Origin of the sequence: Streptomyces sp. NPDC093252 (genome assembly GCF_040683675.1) — a bacterium.
Classification (GTDB): domain Bacteria; phylum Actinomycetota; class Actinomycetes; order Streptomycetales; family Streptomycetaceae; genus Streptomyces.
This window is the reverse complement of the sequence record NZ_JBFBEM010000005.1, coordinates 403,014-418,096: the sequence shown is the minus strand read 5'-3', so window position 1 is coordinate 418,096 and position 15,083 is coordinate 403,014. Positions and strand designations below refer to the sequence as shown.

Sequence of the window (15,083 nt, the reverse complement as noted above, 5' to 3'; positions counted from 1 at the left end):
GTCAGGGCCCGCCCCTCGGCGGTCCTCACCCCGTCAGCGCCCGCTCCTTGGCCGCGCGCCGCGCGTAGACCCGCTCCCGGCGGTCGTCCGCCTGGCGCAGGGCCTCCTTGCGCTCGCGCCGGGACAGCCGGTCGAGATACACCTGCCCGTTGACGTGGTCGGTCTCGTGGGCGAGGCAGCGGGCGAAGTACCCCGTCCCCTCGATGACCAGCGGCTGTCCCTCGCGGTCCTGGCCGCGCACCACCGCCCGGTCCGGGCGCGGCACCTCCATCGTCGCCCCCGGCACCGAAAGACAGCCCTCGTCCTCTTCGATGAGCCGTCGCTCGTCCGGGGTGAGCGGGTCCAGCACCGGGTTGACGAGATGTCCGACATGCCGCACCCCGTCGTCGTCCGCGCAGTCGTAGACGAACAGCCGCAGATCCACCCCGACCTGGTTCGCGGCGAGTCCGGCGCCCTCGGCGACGTACATCGTCAGGAACATGTCGTCGATGAGCGCGGCGAGGTCCGGTCCGAACTCGGTGATGTCCCGGCAGGGCTTGTGCAGCACCTCCGTGCCGAACTCGGTGATCCGCCGGACGGAGCCGCGCCGGGCCTCGGGCGCGAGCGGGGGGTAGGAGCCGACGGGGCGTCCCTGGACGAAGACACTGGGCATGGAGCTGTCCTGCCTCTCTCATACGGGTCTGTTCTCATTTGGGTCTGTTCTCATGCGGGTCTGCTGAGACGCGAGTGGCCGGTAACCGTCCTTTCGGTCCCGGCCGCTCCTCCGTACCCTCCCCTGCCCATGACCACGGAACACCCCCCACGCCCCGCGTCCGACGCCCCGCTCGGCGGCGCGACCCGCCGCCGCTTCCTCGCCGGAGCGGGTGCCGGTGCCGGTGCGGTCACCGGCCTCCTCGCGCTGAGCACGACGGACGCCGCCGCCACCACCCGTACCGCCCTTCCGGCCCCCCACGTCGCCGTCCTCGGCGGAGGCGTCTCCGGCCTGAGCGCCGCCCAGGAACTCGCCGAGCGCGGCTACCGCGTCACCGTCTACGAGTACTACGACGCCCTCGGCGGCAAGGCCCGCTCGATGGACGTCCCCGGCACCGCCGCCGGAGGACGCGCCCCGCTCCCCGGCGAACACGGCTTCCGCTTCTTCCCCGGCTTCTACCGGAACCTCCCGGACGCCATGCGCCGCATCCCCTTCCCCGGCAACGCCGACGGCGTCCGGGGCAACCTCCGCAACGGCACCGAGGCCCTGTTCGCCCGCGCCGACGGACGGCCCGACCTGCATGTCCCGCTGCGCCGCGTCACCACCCCGCCCGACCTGGGCAGTCTCACCCCGTCCTGGCTCCGCGACCAGCTCCTGTCCGTCCTCGACCTCGGCACCCGGCTGCCCGCCCACGAGGCCGCCTACTTCGCCGGGCGGGTCCTCGTCCACCTCACGAGCTGCGACGCCCGCCGCGAGGACCAGTGGGAGCGGACCGCCTGGTGGGACTTCATCCGGGCGGGGGAGATGAGCCCCGAGTACGGCACGCTCCTCGGCGTCGGCCTGACCCGCAATCTGGTCGCCACCCGCGCGGAGACCGCCTCCACCCGGACCGTCGGCCGGGTCATCGTCGAGGCACTGCTGCTGTGGGGCCTGCTCGGCCGGGGCATGGACGGCCCGGACGCCGATATCGACCGGGTGCTCAACGCCCCGACCAGCGAGGCGTGGATCGACCCCTGGGAGCGGTATCTGCGCTCACGGGGCGTGGAGTTCGTCCTCGGCACCGAGGTCCGCGAGATCGCGTACGAGGCGGGCCGCGTCACGGGCGTACGGGTCGCCGAACGGGGCCCCGGTGCGGGCGGACGGGTCCGTACGGTCCACGCCGACCACTACATCTGCGCCCTGCCCGTCGAGCACGCGCGGCGGACCTGGGGACCGGCCCTGCGCGCGGCCGACCCGCAGCTCGCCCGCTGCGACGCGCTGACCACCGACTGGATGACCGGCGTGATGTTCTATCTGCGCACCCCCACCCCCGTGGTGCACGGCCACGTCAACTGCCTCGACTCGCCCTGGTCGGTGACCGCGATCGGCCAGGCCCAGTTCTGGGACGGCCGGGACTTCGCCCGCGACTACGGCGACGGCCGGGCGCGCGACTGTCTCTCCGCGATCATCTCCGAGTGGGACAAACCCGGCATCCTGTATGGGAAGACGGCACGCGAGTGCACCCGGGAGGAGGTCGTCGCCGAACTCTGGGCGCAGCTCAAGGACAGCCTCAACGACTCCGGCAAGACCACCCTCACCGACGCCGACCGGCTCGGCTGGTTCATGGACCCGGCGGTGACGGGGCTGGGCGGGCCGGATCCGCAGAACCGGGAGCAGCTCCTCGTCCACCCGACCGGCACCTGGTACCACCGGCCCACGGCCCGGACCCGTGTTCCGAACCTCTTCCTCGCCGGGGACTACGTCCGCACCGATGTGGACCTCGCGACCATGGAGGGCGCCAACGAGTCCGCGCGCCACGCCGTGAACGCGCTGCTGGACGCGGACGGCTCGGCCGCGCCCCGCTGCCACGTCTTCGAGCTGTACCGCCCGCCGGAGTTCGAGCCCCTGAAGCGCGTGGACGAACTGCGGTACGGGCTGGGGCTGCCCAATACCTTCGATCTGGGGTGACCGACGGCGATACGGAGGACCCGGCGGTTCAGAGAACCCGAACCGCCCCCGACGCCGGGTAGCCCGACAGGTCCTGGATGACGACACCCTTCGCGGGGTTCGCCGCGTCCAGGTACTGGCCGTTCCCGATGTAGACACCGGTGTGGTAGGCGGAGCCCTTGCCGCCCCAGTACAGGATGTCCCCGACCTGGAGGTTGGACGTGCCGACCTCGGTGCCGACCGTCGACTGGTCCTGCGAGACCCGCGGCAGATCGACGCCGACCTGCTTGAACGCGGCCTGCACCAGGCTGGAGCAGTCCCAGGCGTTGGGGCCGGTGGCGCCCATGACATAGGCGTCGCCGAGCTGGGCCTTGAGGAAGGCGATGACGGTGCCGACGCTGCCGCTGGCGGGCGTGGACGTCGACTCGGAGCCGCTGTCGGACGAGGACGAGGACGGGGCGGGCGAGGACGCGGTGGTCAGCGTGGTGCGCTCGGCGTCGCGGGCGGCGCGCTCGGCGGCCTCCTTGCGGGCCTCCTCGGCCTTCTTCTTGGCCGCGGCCTTCTTCTTCGCCTCCGCGAGATCGGCCTTGGCCTTCTTCGCGGCGTCGGCCGCGGCGGCGTCCCGCTCGGCCCGCAGCTCGTAGTTGGCGGCGGCCAACTGGGTGGCGTGGGCCGACTTGGACACCTGGACGGACAGGTCCGCCGTCAGGGTGGGCAGTTCGAGCGTCTGCGTCACCGGCTCGGCGTTCGCCGAGGCCGAGGCCGAACCGACGGCCACGGTGCTGAGGATGCCACCGGCCACTCCGGCCTTGAGCGCGAGCGACGAGGCGCTGCGGGGCCGGGGTTTCCGGTGGCTGCGTATGTGAGCGGTGTGGGGCATGGGACCAACCGGTATCAGGGGCTCCTCCATACCTTCAAGGAACGTGTGCTGCGCCACAGTTGTTCAATCGGCGTGATGAATCCCGGGCGTGTCACTCTTTATTGACGCCGTAACGGACATTGCGGACGGGCTGTAATACGCCTGTGATCATGGGCTTTCGTGGTTACGTCCGAATTGCCCCGCGCCTACCACCGGTGGCGAAGGTTGGCCAAGCCCGGTTCCCGGCCACCTCCTGCGGGTGTGGCGGAGGTCACGGAACGGTCTCCGGGGGTGGTTGCGTCCAGTAAGGGCCACTTGGTCGATGCGTAACGACCGGGGTGGATCACTCCTGATCGGCTCGTGAATGCATGCACACGTCCACACCGGGCCCGAAGCCTCCCCCCGAGGTGTGAACGCGCTCCTCTATCAAGCGCCCCTGTCCACCGCCAATTTGCATGCAGCGGAACTCTCTTGATATGGAGACGCCCCCTTCGGGACCCCTCTGAGCTGCCGTTTCGTCGTGCGGGCGGCCGAGGATGTCGCGATTGGTGATCGCTCGACTGCTTCCAGTATGAAGATCACCGCTCATCCGGCTTCATGATCCTTCGTCAGGTGGTGGAGATCACAAAGCTTGTGTAATACCCCGTGTCGCAGATCACAGAGCGGCGGGCATAAGATGCGGAGCAGTTGGGCTTGTGACCTGCTTCACATGTTCTCGATCTTCGCCGGGACGAGTGGACCTCGTGGGACTGGTGGGGCGGATGTGAGCCCATGCACCACCGCCAGCAGTCAGTGCCGACTGAGAGGAGCGAGGAGCGGTGAACGCGTATGCGCCCATCCTCGTACTGGGAGCCCTCGGGGCAGGCTTTGCGATCTTCTCCGTGGTCATGGCCACGCTGATCGGTCCGAAGCGGTACAACCGCGCCAAGCTCGAAGCCTACGAGTGCGGAATCGAGCCGACCCCCACGCCGGCCGGCGGCGGGCGCTTCCCCATCAAGTACTACCTGACGGCGATGCTCTTCATCGTCTTCGACATCGAGATTGTCTTCCTCTACCCGTGGGCCGTCACCTTCGACGCCCTGGGTGTGTTCGGGCTCGTGGAGATGCTGCTCTTCGTGCTCACCGTCTTCGTCGCCTACGCGTATGTATGGCGGCGCGGCGGCCTGGAATGGGACTGAGGGGCCTTTAGCCATGGGACTCGAAGAAAAGCTGCCGAGCGGATTCCTGCTGACCACCGTCGAGCAGGCCGCGGGCTGGGTGCGCAAGTCGTCCGTCTTCCCGGCCACCTTCGGCCTCGCCTGCTGTGCCATCGAGATGATGACCACCGGCGCCGGCCGCTACGACCTCGCGCGCTTCGGCATGGAGGTCTTCCGCGGCTCACCGCGCCAGGCCGACCTGATGATCGTGGCCGGGCGGGTCAGCCAGAAGATGGCGCCGGTGCTGCGGCAGGTCTACGACCAGATGCCGAACCCCAAGTGGGTCATCTCCATGGGCGTCTGCGCGTCCTCGGGCGGCATGTTCAACAACTACGCCATCGTGCAGGGCGTCGACCATGTCGTCCCGGTCGACATCTATCTCCCCGGCTGTCCGCCGCGTCCGGAGATGCTGCTGGACGCGATCCTCAAGCTCCACCACAAGATCCAGAACTCCAAGCTCGGGGTGAACGCCCAGGAGGCGGCCCGGGAGGCGGAGGAGGCGGCGCTGAAGGCCCTGCCGACGATCGAGATGAAGGGGCTGCTGCGATGAGCGACGCCAACGGCACCGGGGGCGGGGCCCCGAACGGGGTGACCCCCGGGACGCCCCCCGCCCGGCGCGGCGAGGGCGGCGAGGAGATCCGCGTCCAGCGCGGCATGTTCGGCGCCAACAACGGCGGCGACACCTCCGGCTACGGCGGCCTGGTCCGCCCCGTCCGCCTCCCCGGCGCCTCCGCCCGCCCCTACGGCGGCTGGTTCGACGAGGTCGCCGACGAGCTGGAGGGCGCCCTGGAGGAACAGGGCCTGGTCCCCGGGAACGCCATCGGGAAGACCGTCGTCGACCGCGGTGAACTGACCTTCCACATCGAGCGCGAGCACCTGGTCCGCGTCGCCCGCACCCTGCGCGACGACCCGGCCCTGCGCTTCGAGCTGTGCACGGGCGTCAGCGGCGTCCACTACCCGCACGACAAGGGCCGCGAACTGCACGCCGTCTACCACCTGCGCTCGATCACCCACAACCGGCTGATCCGGCTGGAGGTCAGCGCCCCCGACGGCGACCCGCACATCCCCTCGCTGGTCCCGGTCTACCCGACCAACGACTGGCACGAGCGCGAGACCTACGACTTCTTCGGCATCGTCTTCGACGGTCACCCCGCCCTGACGCGGATCATGATGCCGGACGACTGGCAGGGCCATCCGCAGCGCAAGGACTACCCCCTCGGCGGCATCCCCGTCGAGTACAAGGGCGCCCAGATCCCGGCTCCGGACCAGCGGAGGTCGTACTCATGAGCACGCAGCACGCAACGCCGCGGGAGACCACCGAGGGCACCGTCTACACGGTCACCGGTGGCGACTGGGACGAGGTCGTCCAGTCCGCGGCCCGCGCCGACGACGAACGCATCGTCGTCAACATGGGCCCCCAGCACCCCTCCACCCACGGAGTGCTCCGGCTGATCCTGGAGATCGACGGCGAGACGGTCACCGAGGCCCGCTGCGGCATCGGCTACCTCCACACCGGCATCGAGAAGAACCTGGAATTCCGCACGTGGACGCAGGGCACCACCTTCGTCACGCGCATGGACTACCTGACGTCCTTCTTCAATGAGACCGGCTACTGCCTGGCCGTCGAGAAGCTCCTCGGCATCGAGGACGAGATCCCCGACCGCGCCACGATCATCCGCGTCCTCCTCATGGAGCTGAACCGGCTCTCCTCCCACCTGGTGTGCATCGCCACCGGCGGAATGGAGCTGGGCGCGACCACGATCATGATCTACGGCTTCCGCGACCGCGAGATGATCCTCGACCTCTACGAGCTGATCACCGGTCTGCGCATGAACCACGCCTACATCCGCCCCGGCGGACTCGCCCAGGACCTGCCGCCCGGCGCGGTCGACCAGATCCGCGCCTTCATCAAGAAGATGCGCAAGAACCTTCCCGAGTACGACAAGCTCGCCACCGGGAACCCCATCTTCAAGGCGCGGATGCAGGGCATCGGCTATCTGGACCTGGCCGGCTGCATGGCGCTCGGCGCCACCGGTCCGATCCTGCGCTCCACCGGCCTGCCCCACGACCTGCGCAAGTCCCAGCCGTACTGCGGCTACGAGACCTACGACTTCGACATCCCGACTGCCGACACCTGCGACTCCTACGGCCGCTTCCTGATCCGACTGGAGGAGATGCGCCAGTCGCTGCGGATCGTCGAGCAGTGCCTGGACCGGCTGGAGCCCGGCCCGGTCATGGTCGGCGACAAGAAGATCGCCTGGCCCGCCCAGCTCGCCCTGGGCCCCGACGGGCTCGGCAACTCCCTCGACCACATCAAGACGATCATGGGCACCTCCATGGAGGCCCTGATCCACCACTTCAAGCTGGTCACCGAGGGCTTCCGGGTCCCGCCCGGCCAGGCGTACACCGCCGTCGAGTCGCCCAAGGGCGAACTCGGGGTGCATGCCGTCTCCGACGGCGGCACCCGCCCCTTCCGGGTCCACTTCCGCGACCCGTCCTTCACCAACCTTCAGGCCATGGCGGCGATGTGCGAGGGCGGCCAGGTCGCCGATGTCATCGTCGCCGTCGCGTCCATCGACCCCGTGATGGGAGGCGTCGACCGGTGACCACCTCTTCTTCGGAGCGCGGCGTCAGCCTGGGCATGCCCGAGCTGCCCGCGCCCGCCTACCCGGACGACGTCCGCACCCGACTGGAGCGGGACGCGCGCGAGGTGATCGCCCGCTACCCCGACTCCCGCTCGGCCCTGCTGCCGCTGCTGCACCTGGTCCAGTCGCAGGAGGGCCATGTCACCCGCACCGGGATGCAGTTCTGCGCGGACATGCTCTCCCTGACCACGGCCGAGGTCACCGCCGTCGCCACCTTCTACACCATGTACCGGCGCCGCCCGTCCGGCGACTACCAGGTGGGTGTCTGCACCAACACGCTGTGCGCGGTGATGGGCGGCGACGCCATCTTCGAGGCGCTCCAGGAGCATCTGGCCGTCGGCAACAACGAGACCACCGACGACGGCAAGGTCACCCTGGAGCACATCGAGTGCAACGCGGCCTGCGACTTCGCGCCGGTCGTGATGGTCAACTGGGAGTTCTTCGACAACCAGACCGTGGGGAGCGCCAAGCGGCTGGTGGACGATCTGCGGGCCGGCCGCGAGGTGACCCCCACGCGCGGGGCGCCGCTGTGCACCTTCAAGGAGACCGCCCGGATCCTGGCCGGTTTCCCCGACGAGCGCGACGGCGCCGTCGCCGCGGGCGGCAGCGCCGGACCCGCCTCCCTGATCGGACTGCGCCTGGCCAAGGGCGACACCGCCGCCGCCCGGGTGGTCCACCCGCGCGACGCGGTCCCCGGGGCACCCGAGGACGCAGCACCGTCCGCCGGACCCACCGGCTCGCCCGACGCGCCGCAGGACACATCGGCACCGGACCCCGCCCACCCGGCGGGGCCGGTCGCCGAGGAGGGGGAGTGATGACCTTGGCACCCGAGCTGAAGGGCACCAGCCCGGAGAAACTGCTCGCACCCGTGCTGTCCGCCTTCTGGGACGAGGACCGGTCCTGGACGCTGGACGTCTACCGGCGGCACGAGGGCTACGAGGGCCTGCGCAAGGCGCTCGCCATGTCACCGGACGACCTCATCGCCTACGTCAAGGACTCCGGTCTGCGCGGACGCGGCGGCGCCGGATTCCCCACGGGCATGAAGTGGCAGTTCATCCCGCAGGGCGATGGAAAGCCGCACTATCTAGTTGTCAACGCCGACGAATCGGAGCCCGGGACCTGCAAGGACATCCCGCTCCTCTTCGCGAACCCGCACAGCCTCATCGAGGGCATGATCATCGCGTGTTACGCCATCAGGTCGTCGCATGCCTTCATCTATCTCCGCGGTGAAGTCGTCCCCGTGCTGCGGCGGCTGCACTCGGCGGTCGCCGAGGCGTATGCGGCCGGTCTCCTCGGCGAGAACATCCTGGGCAGCGGGCTCGACCTCGACATCACCGTGCACGCGGGGGCGGGCGCGTACATCTGCGGTGAGGAGACCGCGCTGCTCGACTCGCTCGAAGGCCGCCGCGGCCAACCGCGGCTGCGTCCTCCCTTCCCTGCTGTCGCGGGCCTCTATGCCTGCCCGACTGTGGTGAATAACGTCGAGTCGATCGCTTCCGTTCCCGCGATCCTGAATCAGGGCAAGGAATGGTTCAGGTCGATGGGCAGCGAGAAGTCCGCGGGCTTCACGCTCTACTCGCTCAGCGGCCATGTCGCCTCCCCCGGCCAGTACGAGGCCCCCCTCGGCATCACCCTGCGCCAGCTCCTGGAGATGGGCGGCGGGATGCGCCCCGGCCACCGGCTGAAGTTCTGGACGCCGGGCGGCTCCTCCACCCCGATGTTCACCGACGAGCACCTCGATGTCCCCCTGGACTACGAAGGAGTGGGCGCCGCCGGTTCCATGCTCGGCACCAAAGCGCTCCAGTGCTTCGACGAGACGACCTGCGTGGTGCGCGCCGTCACCCGCTGGACCGAGTTCTACGCCCATGAGTCCTGCGGCAAGTGCACCCCCTGCCGCGAAGGCACCTACTGGCTCGTCCAGTTGCTCCGCGACATCGAGGCGGGCAAGGGCACCCTGTCCGACCTCGACAAGCTGAACGACATCGCCGACAACATCAACGGCAAGTCCTTCTGCGCCCTCGGCGACGGCGCGGCGGCACCGATCTTCTCCTCGCTGACCTACTTCCGCGAGGAGTACGAGCAGCACATCACGGGCCGGGGCTGCCCCTTCGACCCGGCCAAGTCGACGGCCTGGGCGGACCGCCCGGAGGTGAACGCATGACCGTGACCACCAGCGCCCCCACCGGCGGGGGAGAGGCGGCGGTCCCGCCGGAGGATCTCGTCTCGCTGACCATCGACGGCGCGGAGATCAGTGTGCCCAAGGGCACCCTGGTCATCCGGGCCGCCGAGCAGCTCGGCATCGAGATCCCCCGGTTCTGCGACCATCCGCTCCTCGCCCCGGTCGGCGCCTGCCGCCAGTGCATCGTGGAGGTCGAGGGCCAGCGCAAGCCGATGGCGTCGTGCACCATCACCTGCACGGACGGCATGGTCGTCAGGACCCAGCTCTCCTCCCCGGTCGCCGAGAAGGCCCAGCACGGGGTGATGGAGCTGCTGCTCATCAACCACCCGCTGGACTGCCCGGTCTGCGACAAGGGCGGTGAGTGCCCGCTCCAGAACCAGGCCATGTCGCACGGCCAGGCCGACTCCCGCTTCGAGGGCAGGAAGCGCACCTTCGAGAAGCCGGTGCCGATCTCCACCCAGGTGCTGCTGGACCGCGAGCGCTGTGTGCTGTGCGCCCGCTGCACCCGCTTCTCGAACCAGATCGCGGGCGACCCGATGATCGAACTCCTGGAACGCGGCGCGCTCCAGCAGGTCGGCACCGGTGAGGGCGATCCCTTCGAGTCGTACTTCTCCGGCAACACCATCCAGATCTGCCCGGTCGGCGCGCTCACCTCGGCCGCCTACCGGTTCCGCTCCCGCCCCTTCGACCTGGTCTCCACGCCCAGCGTCTGCGAGCACTGCTCCAGTGGCTGCGCCACCCGCACCGATCACCGGCGCGGCAAGGTCATGCGGCGGCTCGCCGCCAACGACCCCGAGGTCAACGAGGAGTGGATCTGCGACAAGGGCCGCTTCGGGTTCCGCTACGCCCAGCAGCGCGACCGGCTCGGCACCCCCCTGGTGCGCAACGCCGAGGGCGATCTCGAACCGGCGTCCTGGCCGGAGGCGCTCCAGATCGCCGCCCAGGGGCTGCTGGCCTCGCGCGGCCGTACCGGGGTGCTCACCGGCGGACGGCTCACCATCGAGGACGCCTACGCCTACAGCAAGTTCGCGCGCGTGGCGCTGGACACCAACGACATCGACTTCCGCGCCCGCGTCCACAGCGGCGAGGAGGCCGACTTCCTGGCCGCCCGCGTCGCGGGCCGGGGCCGCGACCTCGACGGTACGGGTGTCACGTACGGGCTGCTGGAGAAGGCGCCCGCGGTGCTGCTCGCCGGGTTCGAGTCCGAGGAGGAGGCGCCCGGCGTCTTCCTGCGGCTGCGCAAGGCGTGGCGGGCCCATGGGCAGAGGGTGTTCTCGCTGGCCACGCACACCACCCGGGGCCTTCAGAAGGCGGGCGGCACCCTGCTGCCGGCCGCGCCCGGCACCGAGACCGAGTGGCTGGACGCGCTGGCGGGCGGCGTCGGTCTGGAGGCGCCCGGCGAGGAGGCCGCGCAGGCGCTGCGGGCCGAGGGCGCCGTCATCGTCGTCGGCGAGCGGCTGGCCGCGGTGGCGGGCGGGCTGACGGCCGCGCTGCGGGCCGCGACCGCGACCGGGGCGCGGCTGGTGTGGATCCCCCGGCGGGCCGGGGAGCGCGGGGCGATCGAGGCCGGTGCGCTGCCCTCGCTGCTGCCGGGCGGGCGCCCGGCGACCGACCCGCGCGCGCGGGAGGAGGTCGCGGCCGTGTGGGGCGTGGCCGAACTCCCGCACCGCTACGGCCGGGACACCGGGCAGATCGTGGAGGCCGCCGTCTCCGGCGAACTCCAGGCGCTGCTGGTGGCCGGGGTGGAGACCGCCGATCTGCCGGACCCCGCCCGCGCGCGGGAGGCCCTCGACGCGGTCGGGTTCCTGGTGTCGCTGGAACTGCGGCCCAGTGAGGTGTCCCGGCGCGCCGATGTGGTGCTGCCGGTCGCCGCGGTCGCCGAGAAGGCGGGCACCTTCCTCAACTGGGAGGGCCGGGTGCGGTTCTTCGACGCCGCCCTGAAGCCCGACCAGATGACCCGCCCTCTGCCGCCGGCCGACGCCCGGGTGCTCCAGATGCTGGCGGACGCCATGGACGTCCATCTGGGCCTGCCGGATCTGCGGACCACCCGCTCGGAGATCGACCGGCTCGGCTCCTGGGACGGCCCCCGCGCGGGTGAGCCCCGCGAGAGCGGCGCCCAGACGCCCCGTCCGGCCGCGGGCGAGGCGGTCCTCGCCGGGCACCGGCTGCTGCTCGACCAGGGCGTCCTCCAGCAGGGCGACAGCGCCCTCGCGGGCACCCGGCACGCCGCCCGCGCGCGGGTGTCCGCCGCCACCGCCGTGGAGGCGGGTGTCGCCGACGGTGAGCCGCTGGTGGTGACCGGTCCCGCCGGAACCGTCGAACTGCCGCTGGAGGTCACCGAGATGCCCGACCGCGTGGTCTGGCTCCCGCTGAACTCCACCGGCGGCGGGGTCGCCTCCGACACCGGTGCCGTGCCCGGCTCCCTCGTCCGTATCGGCCCGGCGGCCCCCGCCGACGAGGCCCCCAAGGAGGCCGGGGCATGAGCCCGTACTTCCTCGCCGCCGAGGACCTCTCGCTGTTCGGCCGCGACCCCTGGTGGCTGGTCGTCATCAAGGCGGTCTTCTGCTTCGCCTTCCTGATGGTGACCGTGCTGTTCTCCATCGTCTGGGAGCGCAAGGTCGTCGCCTGGATGCAGTTGCGCATCGGGCCCAACCGGCACGGCCCCTGGGGCATGCTCCAGTCGCTCGCCGACGGCATCAAGCTGATGCTCAAGGAAGACCTGATCGTCAAGCGCGCCGACAAGGCGGTCTACGTCCTCGCGCCGATCGTGGCCGCCATCCCGGCGTTCATGGCCATCGCGGTGATCCCCTTCGGCCCGGCCGGCAACGAGATCTCGATCTTCGGCCAGCGCACCACGATGCAGCTCACCGATCTGCCGATCGCCCTGCTCTACATCCTCGCGGTCGCCTCGGTCGGCATCTACGGCATCGTCCTGGCCGGCTGGAGCAGCGGCTCCACCTACCCGCTGCTCGGCGGCCTGCGCTCCGCCGCCCAGATGATCTCCTACGAGATCGCCATGGGCGCCGCCTTCGCCTCCGTCTTCCTGTACTCGGGCTCCATGTCCACCTCGGCGATCGTGGACGCGCAGGCGGACCGCTGGTACGTGATCCTGCTGCCGGTCTCCTTCATCATCTACATCATCACCATGGTCGGGGAGACCAACCGGGCCCCCTTCGACATGCCCGAGTCCGAGGGCGACCTCGTGGGCGGCTTCAACACCGAGTACTCGTCCATCAAGTTCGCGATGTTCATGCTTGCCGAGTACGTGAACATGGTGACGGTCTCCGCGGTGTCCGTGACGCTGTTCCTGGGCGGCTGGCGGGCCCCCTGGCCGATCTCCACGTTCTGGGAGGGCGCGAACCACGGCTGGTGGCCGATGCTCTGGTTCGTCCTCAAGGTGCAACTGCTGCTGTTCTTCTTCATCTGGCTGCGCGGCACCCTGCCCCGCGTCCGCTACGACCAACTGATGAAGCTCGGCTGGAAGGTGCTGATCCCGGTCTCGCTGGTCTGGCTGATGCTGGTCGCGACCGTGCGGACGCTGCGCAACGAGAACTACGACTTCGCCGACATCGCGCTGTACGTCGGCGGCGCCGTTCTCGTCCTGCTGCTGGTCTCCTTCGTCGCCGACCTCTTCCGCGACCGTGGCGCACCGGCGCCCGAACCGCCCGGCCAGAGCCCCGGGTTCGACCCGATGGCCGGTGGATTCCCGGTGCCGCCGCTGCCCGGACAGGAGCTTCCGCCGGTTCCCCGGCGCCGTTCCCGCGAGGAGCGGGAGCTGATTGTCAGTGGCGGGCCCGATACTCACAGTGACGGATCGCTGGATGGAAAGGAGGCGTCCGATGGCTGAGGAGCCCAAGGAGACCGACCCCGGTTTCCAGAACCCCGTGGCCGGCTTCGGCGTGACCTTCAAGGCCATGTTCAAGAAGCGGCTGACCGAGCAGTACCCGGAGCAGCAGAAGACCACCGCCCCCCGGTTCCACGGACGGCACCAGCTCAACCGCCATCCGGACGGCCTGGAGAAGTGCGTCGGCTGCGAGCTGTGCGCCTGGGCCTGCCCCGCCGACGCCATCTATGTGGAGGGCGCCGACAACACCGACGAGGAGCGCTACTCGCCGGGCGAGCGGTACGGCCGGGTGTACCAGATCAACTACGCCCGCTGCATCCTGTGCGGTCTGTGCATCGAGGCGTGCCCCACGCGCGCGCTGACCATGACCAACGAGTTCGAGCTGGCCGACTCCAGCCGCGCCAACCTCATCTACACCAAGGAGCAGCTCCTCGCCGGTCTGGAGGAGGGCATGGTCGACTCGCCGCACGCGATCTTCCCCGGCATGGACGAGCAGGACTACTACCGGGGCCTGGTCACCGAGGCCGCCCCCGGCACGGTCCAGCAGCCCGCGCTCTCCAAGGGCGAGAAGCCCGAGGACGAGGAGGTGGACGCATGAGCGCGCAGCTCGCCGCCTACTCCACCTCCACCGGCGAGGCCGTCCAGTTCTGGATCCTCGGCACGGTCGCGGTGATCGGCGCCCTGTGCACCGTGCTCATGAAGAGGGCCGTGCACAGTGCGCTGTGTCTGGCCGGGACCATGATCATCCTGGCGGTGTTCTACCTCGCCAACGGGGCCTACTTCCTCGGCGTGGTGCAGATCATCGTCTACACCGGCGCCATCATGATGCTGTTCCTCTTCGTGGTGATGCTGGTCGGGGTCACGGCCGCCGACTCGCTGAAGGAGACCATCAGGGGCCAGCGCTGGCTGGCCCTGCTGTGCGGTCTCGGTTTCGGCGTCCTGCTGGTCGGCGGGATCGGCAACGCCTCGCTGAACCAGTTCGACGGTCTGGCGACGGCCAACGCGGGCGGCAACGTCCAGGGCATCGCCGCCCTCCTCTTCACCAGGTACGTCTTCGCCTTCGAGATCACCGGCGCCCTGCTGATCACCGCCGCCGTCGGCGCCATGGTGCTCACCCACCGCGAGCGCGTCGAGCGCGCCCGGACCCAGCGCGAGCTGGCCGAGCAGCGGGTGCGCGAGGGCAAGCACCTGCCGCCGCTGCCCGCCCCCGGCGTCTACGCCCGGCACAACGCCGTGGACATCGCCGGTCTGCTGCCCGACGGCACCCCCTCGGAGCTGACGGTCAACCGGACCCTGCGCGAGCGCGGCCAGATCCGCGATGTCTCCACCGAGGCCATCAGCGACCTCAAGGCGCTGGAGCAGCGCTCGGCGGAGCGGCTGGAGCGGGACGAGATCGAGCCGCCGCACTTCCAGCGGACCGAGGAGGCGTCCAAGTGAACCCGGTCAATTACCTCTACCTCGCGGCCCTGCTGTTCACGATCGGCGCCACCGGCGTCCTGATCAGGCGGAACGCGATCGTGCTGTTCATGTGCGTGGAGCTGATGCTCAACGCCTGCAACCTCGCCTTCGTCGCCTTCTCCCGGATGCACGGCAATCTCGACGGACAGATCATCGCGTTCTTCACGATGGTCGTCGCCGCCGCCGAGGTCGTGGTCGGACTCGCGATCATCGTGTCCCTGTTCCGCGCCCGCCACTCGGCCTCGGTCGACGACGCCAGCCTGATGAAGCTGTAAGGGGTCGGAA

The 15,083-nt window shown here is 70.2% G+C and carries 14 protein-coding genes; 12 read left to right on the top strand and 2 right to left on the bottom strand.

The annotated features are described in order from the left end of the window. Positions 1 to 25 precede the first annotated feature (25 nt). The gene (gene def / locus AB0O01_RS13490) at positions 26 to 652 is read right to left on the bottom strand and encodes a peptide deformylase (RefSeq protein WP_365312959.1); all 627 of its coding nucleotides are present in this window, start codon (positions 650 to 652) and stop codon (positions 26 to 28) included. 129 nt (positions 653 to 781) lie between these two features. Between def and AB0O01_RS13485 the strand changes: the two genes are divergently transcribed. Further along, positions 782 to 2,638 (top strand): FAD-dependent oxidoreductase, encoded by a 1,857-nt coding sequence (locus AB0O01_RS13485; protein ID WP_365312958.1) that lies wholly within the window; start codon positions 782 to 784, stop codon positions 2,636 to 2,638. A 28-nt stretch (positions 2,639 to 2,666) separates the two neighbouring features. Here the strand turns inward: AB0O01_RS13485 and AB0O01_RS13480 are convergent, their stop codons facing one another. Further along, positions 2,667 to 3,527: a C40 family peptidase gene (locus AB0O01_RS13480; protein ID WP_365312957.1), complete on the bottom strand. Its 861-nt coding sequence runs from the start codon at positions 3,525 to 3,527 to the stop codon at positions 2,667 to 2,669. A gap of 767 nt (positions 3,528 to 4,294) precedes the next feature. On the opposite strand from AB0O01_RS13480, the gene AB0O01_RS13475 reads away from it, so the two are divergent. The 11 genes from AB0O01_RS13475 to nuoK are packed head-to-tail and all read left to right on the top strand — an operon-like array spanning position 4,295 to position 15,073. After that, on the top strand, positions 4,295 to 4,654 hold the full coding sequence (locus AB0O01_RS13475; protein WP_007383963.1) for an NADH-quinone oxidoreductase subunit A: 360 nt from the start codon (positions 4,295 to 4,297) through the stop codon (positions 4,652 to 4,654). Positions 4,655 to 4,667: 13 nt separating this feature from the next. Beyond that, complete coding sequence (locus AB0O01_RS13470) at positions 4,668 to 5,222, top strand: NADH-quinone oxidoreductase subunit B family protein (RefSeq protein WP_362753241.1); 555 nt, start codon at positions 4,668 to 4,670, stop codon at positions 5,220 to 5,222. Next, on the top strand, positions 5,219 to 5,959 hold the full coding sequence (locus AB0O01_RS13465) for an NADH-quinone oxidoreductase subunit C (RefSeq protein ID WP_365312955.1): 741 nt from the start codon (positions 5,219 to 5,221) through the stop codon (positions 5,957 to 5,959). Before AB0O01_RS13470 ends, AB0O01_RS13465 begins: the two co-directional genes overlap by 4 nt. Then, entirely contained in the window at positions 5,956 to 7,278 is a 1,323-nt protein-coding gene (locus AB0O01_RS13460; protein WP_365312954.1) for an NADH-quinone oxidoreductase subunit D, read from the top strand. Before AB0O01_RS13465 ends, AB0O01_RS13460 begins: the two co-directional genes overlap by 4 nt. Further along, complete coding sequence (gene nuoE, locus AB0O01_RS13455) at positions 7,275 to 8,132, top strand: NADH-quinone oxidoreductase subunit NuoE (protein WP_365312953.1); 858 nt, start codon at positions 7,275 to 7,277, stop codon at positions 8,130 to 8,132. The genes AB0O01_RS13460 and nuoE overlap by 4 nt, the downstream gene beginning before the upstream one ends. Further along, positions 8,129 to 9,478 (top strand): NADH-quinone oxidoreductase subunit NuoF, encoded by a 1,350-nt coding sequence (nuoF, locus tag AB0O01_RS13450; protein WP_365312951.1) that lies wholly within the window; start codon positions 8,129 to 8,131, stop codon positions 9,476 to 9,478. Before nuoE ends, nuoF begins: the two co-directional genes overlap by 4 nt. Continuing rightward, positions 9,475 to 11,979, top strand: a complete 2,505-nt coding sequence (locus AB0O01_RS13445) for an NADH-quinone oxidoreductase subunit G (protein ID WP_365312949.1) — start codon at positions 9,475 to 9,477, stop codon at positions 11,977 to 11,979. Before nuoF ends, AB0O01_RS13445 begins: the two co-directional genes overlap by 4 nt. Beyond that, the gene (nuoH, locus tag AB0O01_RS13440; RefSeq protein ID WP_365312948.1) at positions 11,976 to 13,343 is read left to right on the top strand and encodes an NADH-quinone oxidoreductase subunit NuoH; all 1,368 of its coding nucleotides are present in this window, start codon (positions 11,976 to 11,978) and stop codon (positions 13,341 to 13,343) included. The genes AB0O01_RS13445 and nuoH overlap by 4 nt, the downstream gene beginning before the upstream one ends. After that, a complete protein-coding gene (nuoI, locus tag AB0O01_RS13435) occupies positions 13,336 to 13,938 on the top strand; it encodes an NADH-quinone oxidoreductase subunit NuoI (protein WP_365312946.1) in 603 nt (200 codons plus the stop codon). Before nuoH ends, nuoI begins: the two co-directional genes overlap by 8 nt. Continuing rightward, the gene (locus tag AB0O01_RS13430) at positions 13,935 to 14,777 is read left to right on the top strand and encodes an NADH-quinone oxidoreductase subunit J (protein ID WP_365312945.1); all 843 of its coding nucleotides are present in this window, start codon (positions 13,935 to 13,937) and stop codon (positions 14,775 to 14,777) included. Before nuoI ends, AB0O01_RS13430 begins: the two co-directional genes overlap by 4 nt. Continuing rightward, positions 14,774 to 15,073 (top strand): NADH-quinone oxidoreductase subunit NuoK, encoded by a 300-nt coding sequence (gene nuoK, locus AB0O01_RS13425; protein WP_073940625.1) that lies wholly within the window; start codon positions 14,774 to 14,776, stop codon positions 15,071 to 15,073. The genes AB0O01_RS13430 and nuoK overlap by 4 nt, the downstream gene beginning before the upstream one ends. The last annotated feature ends 10 nt before the right edge of the window (positions 15,074 to 15,083 follow it).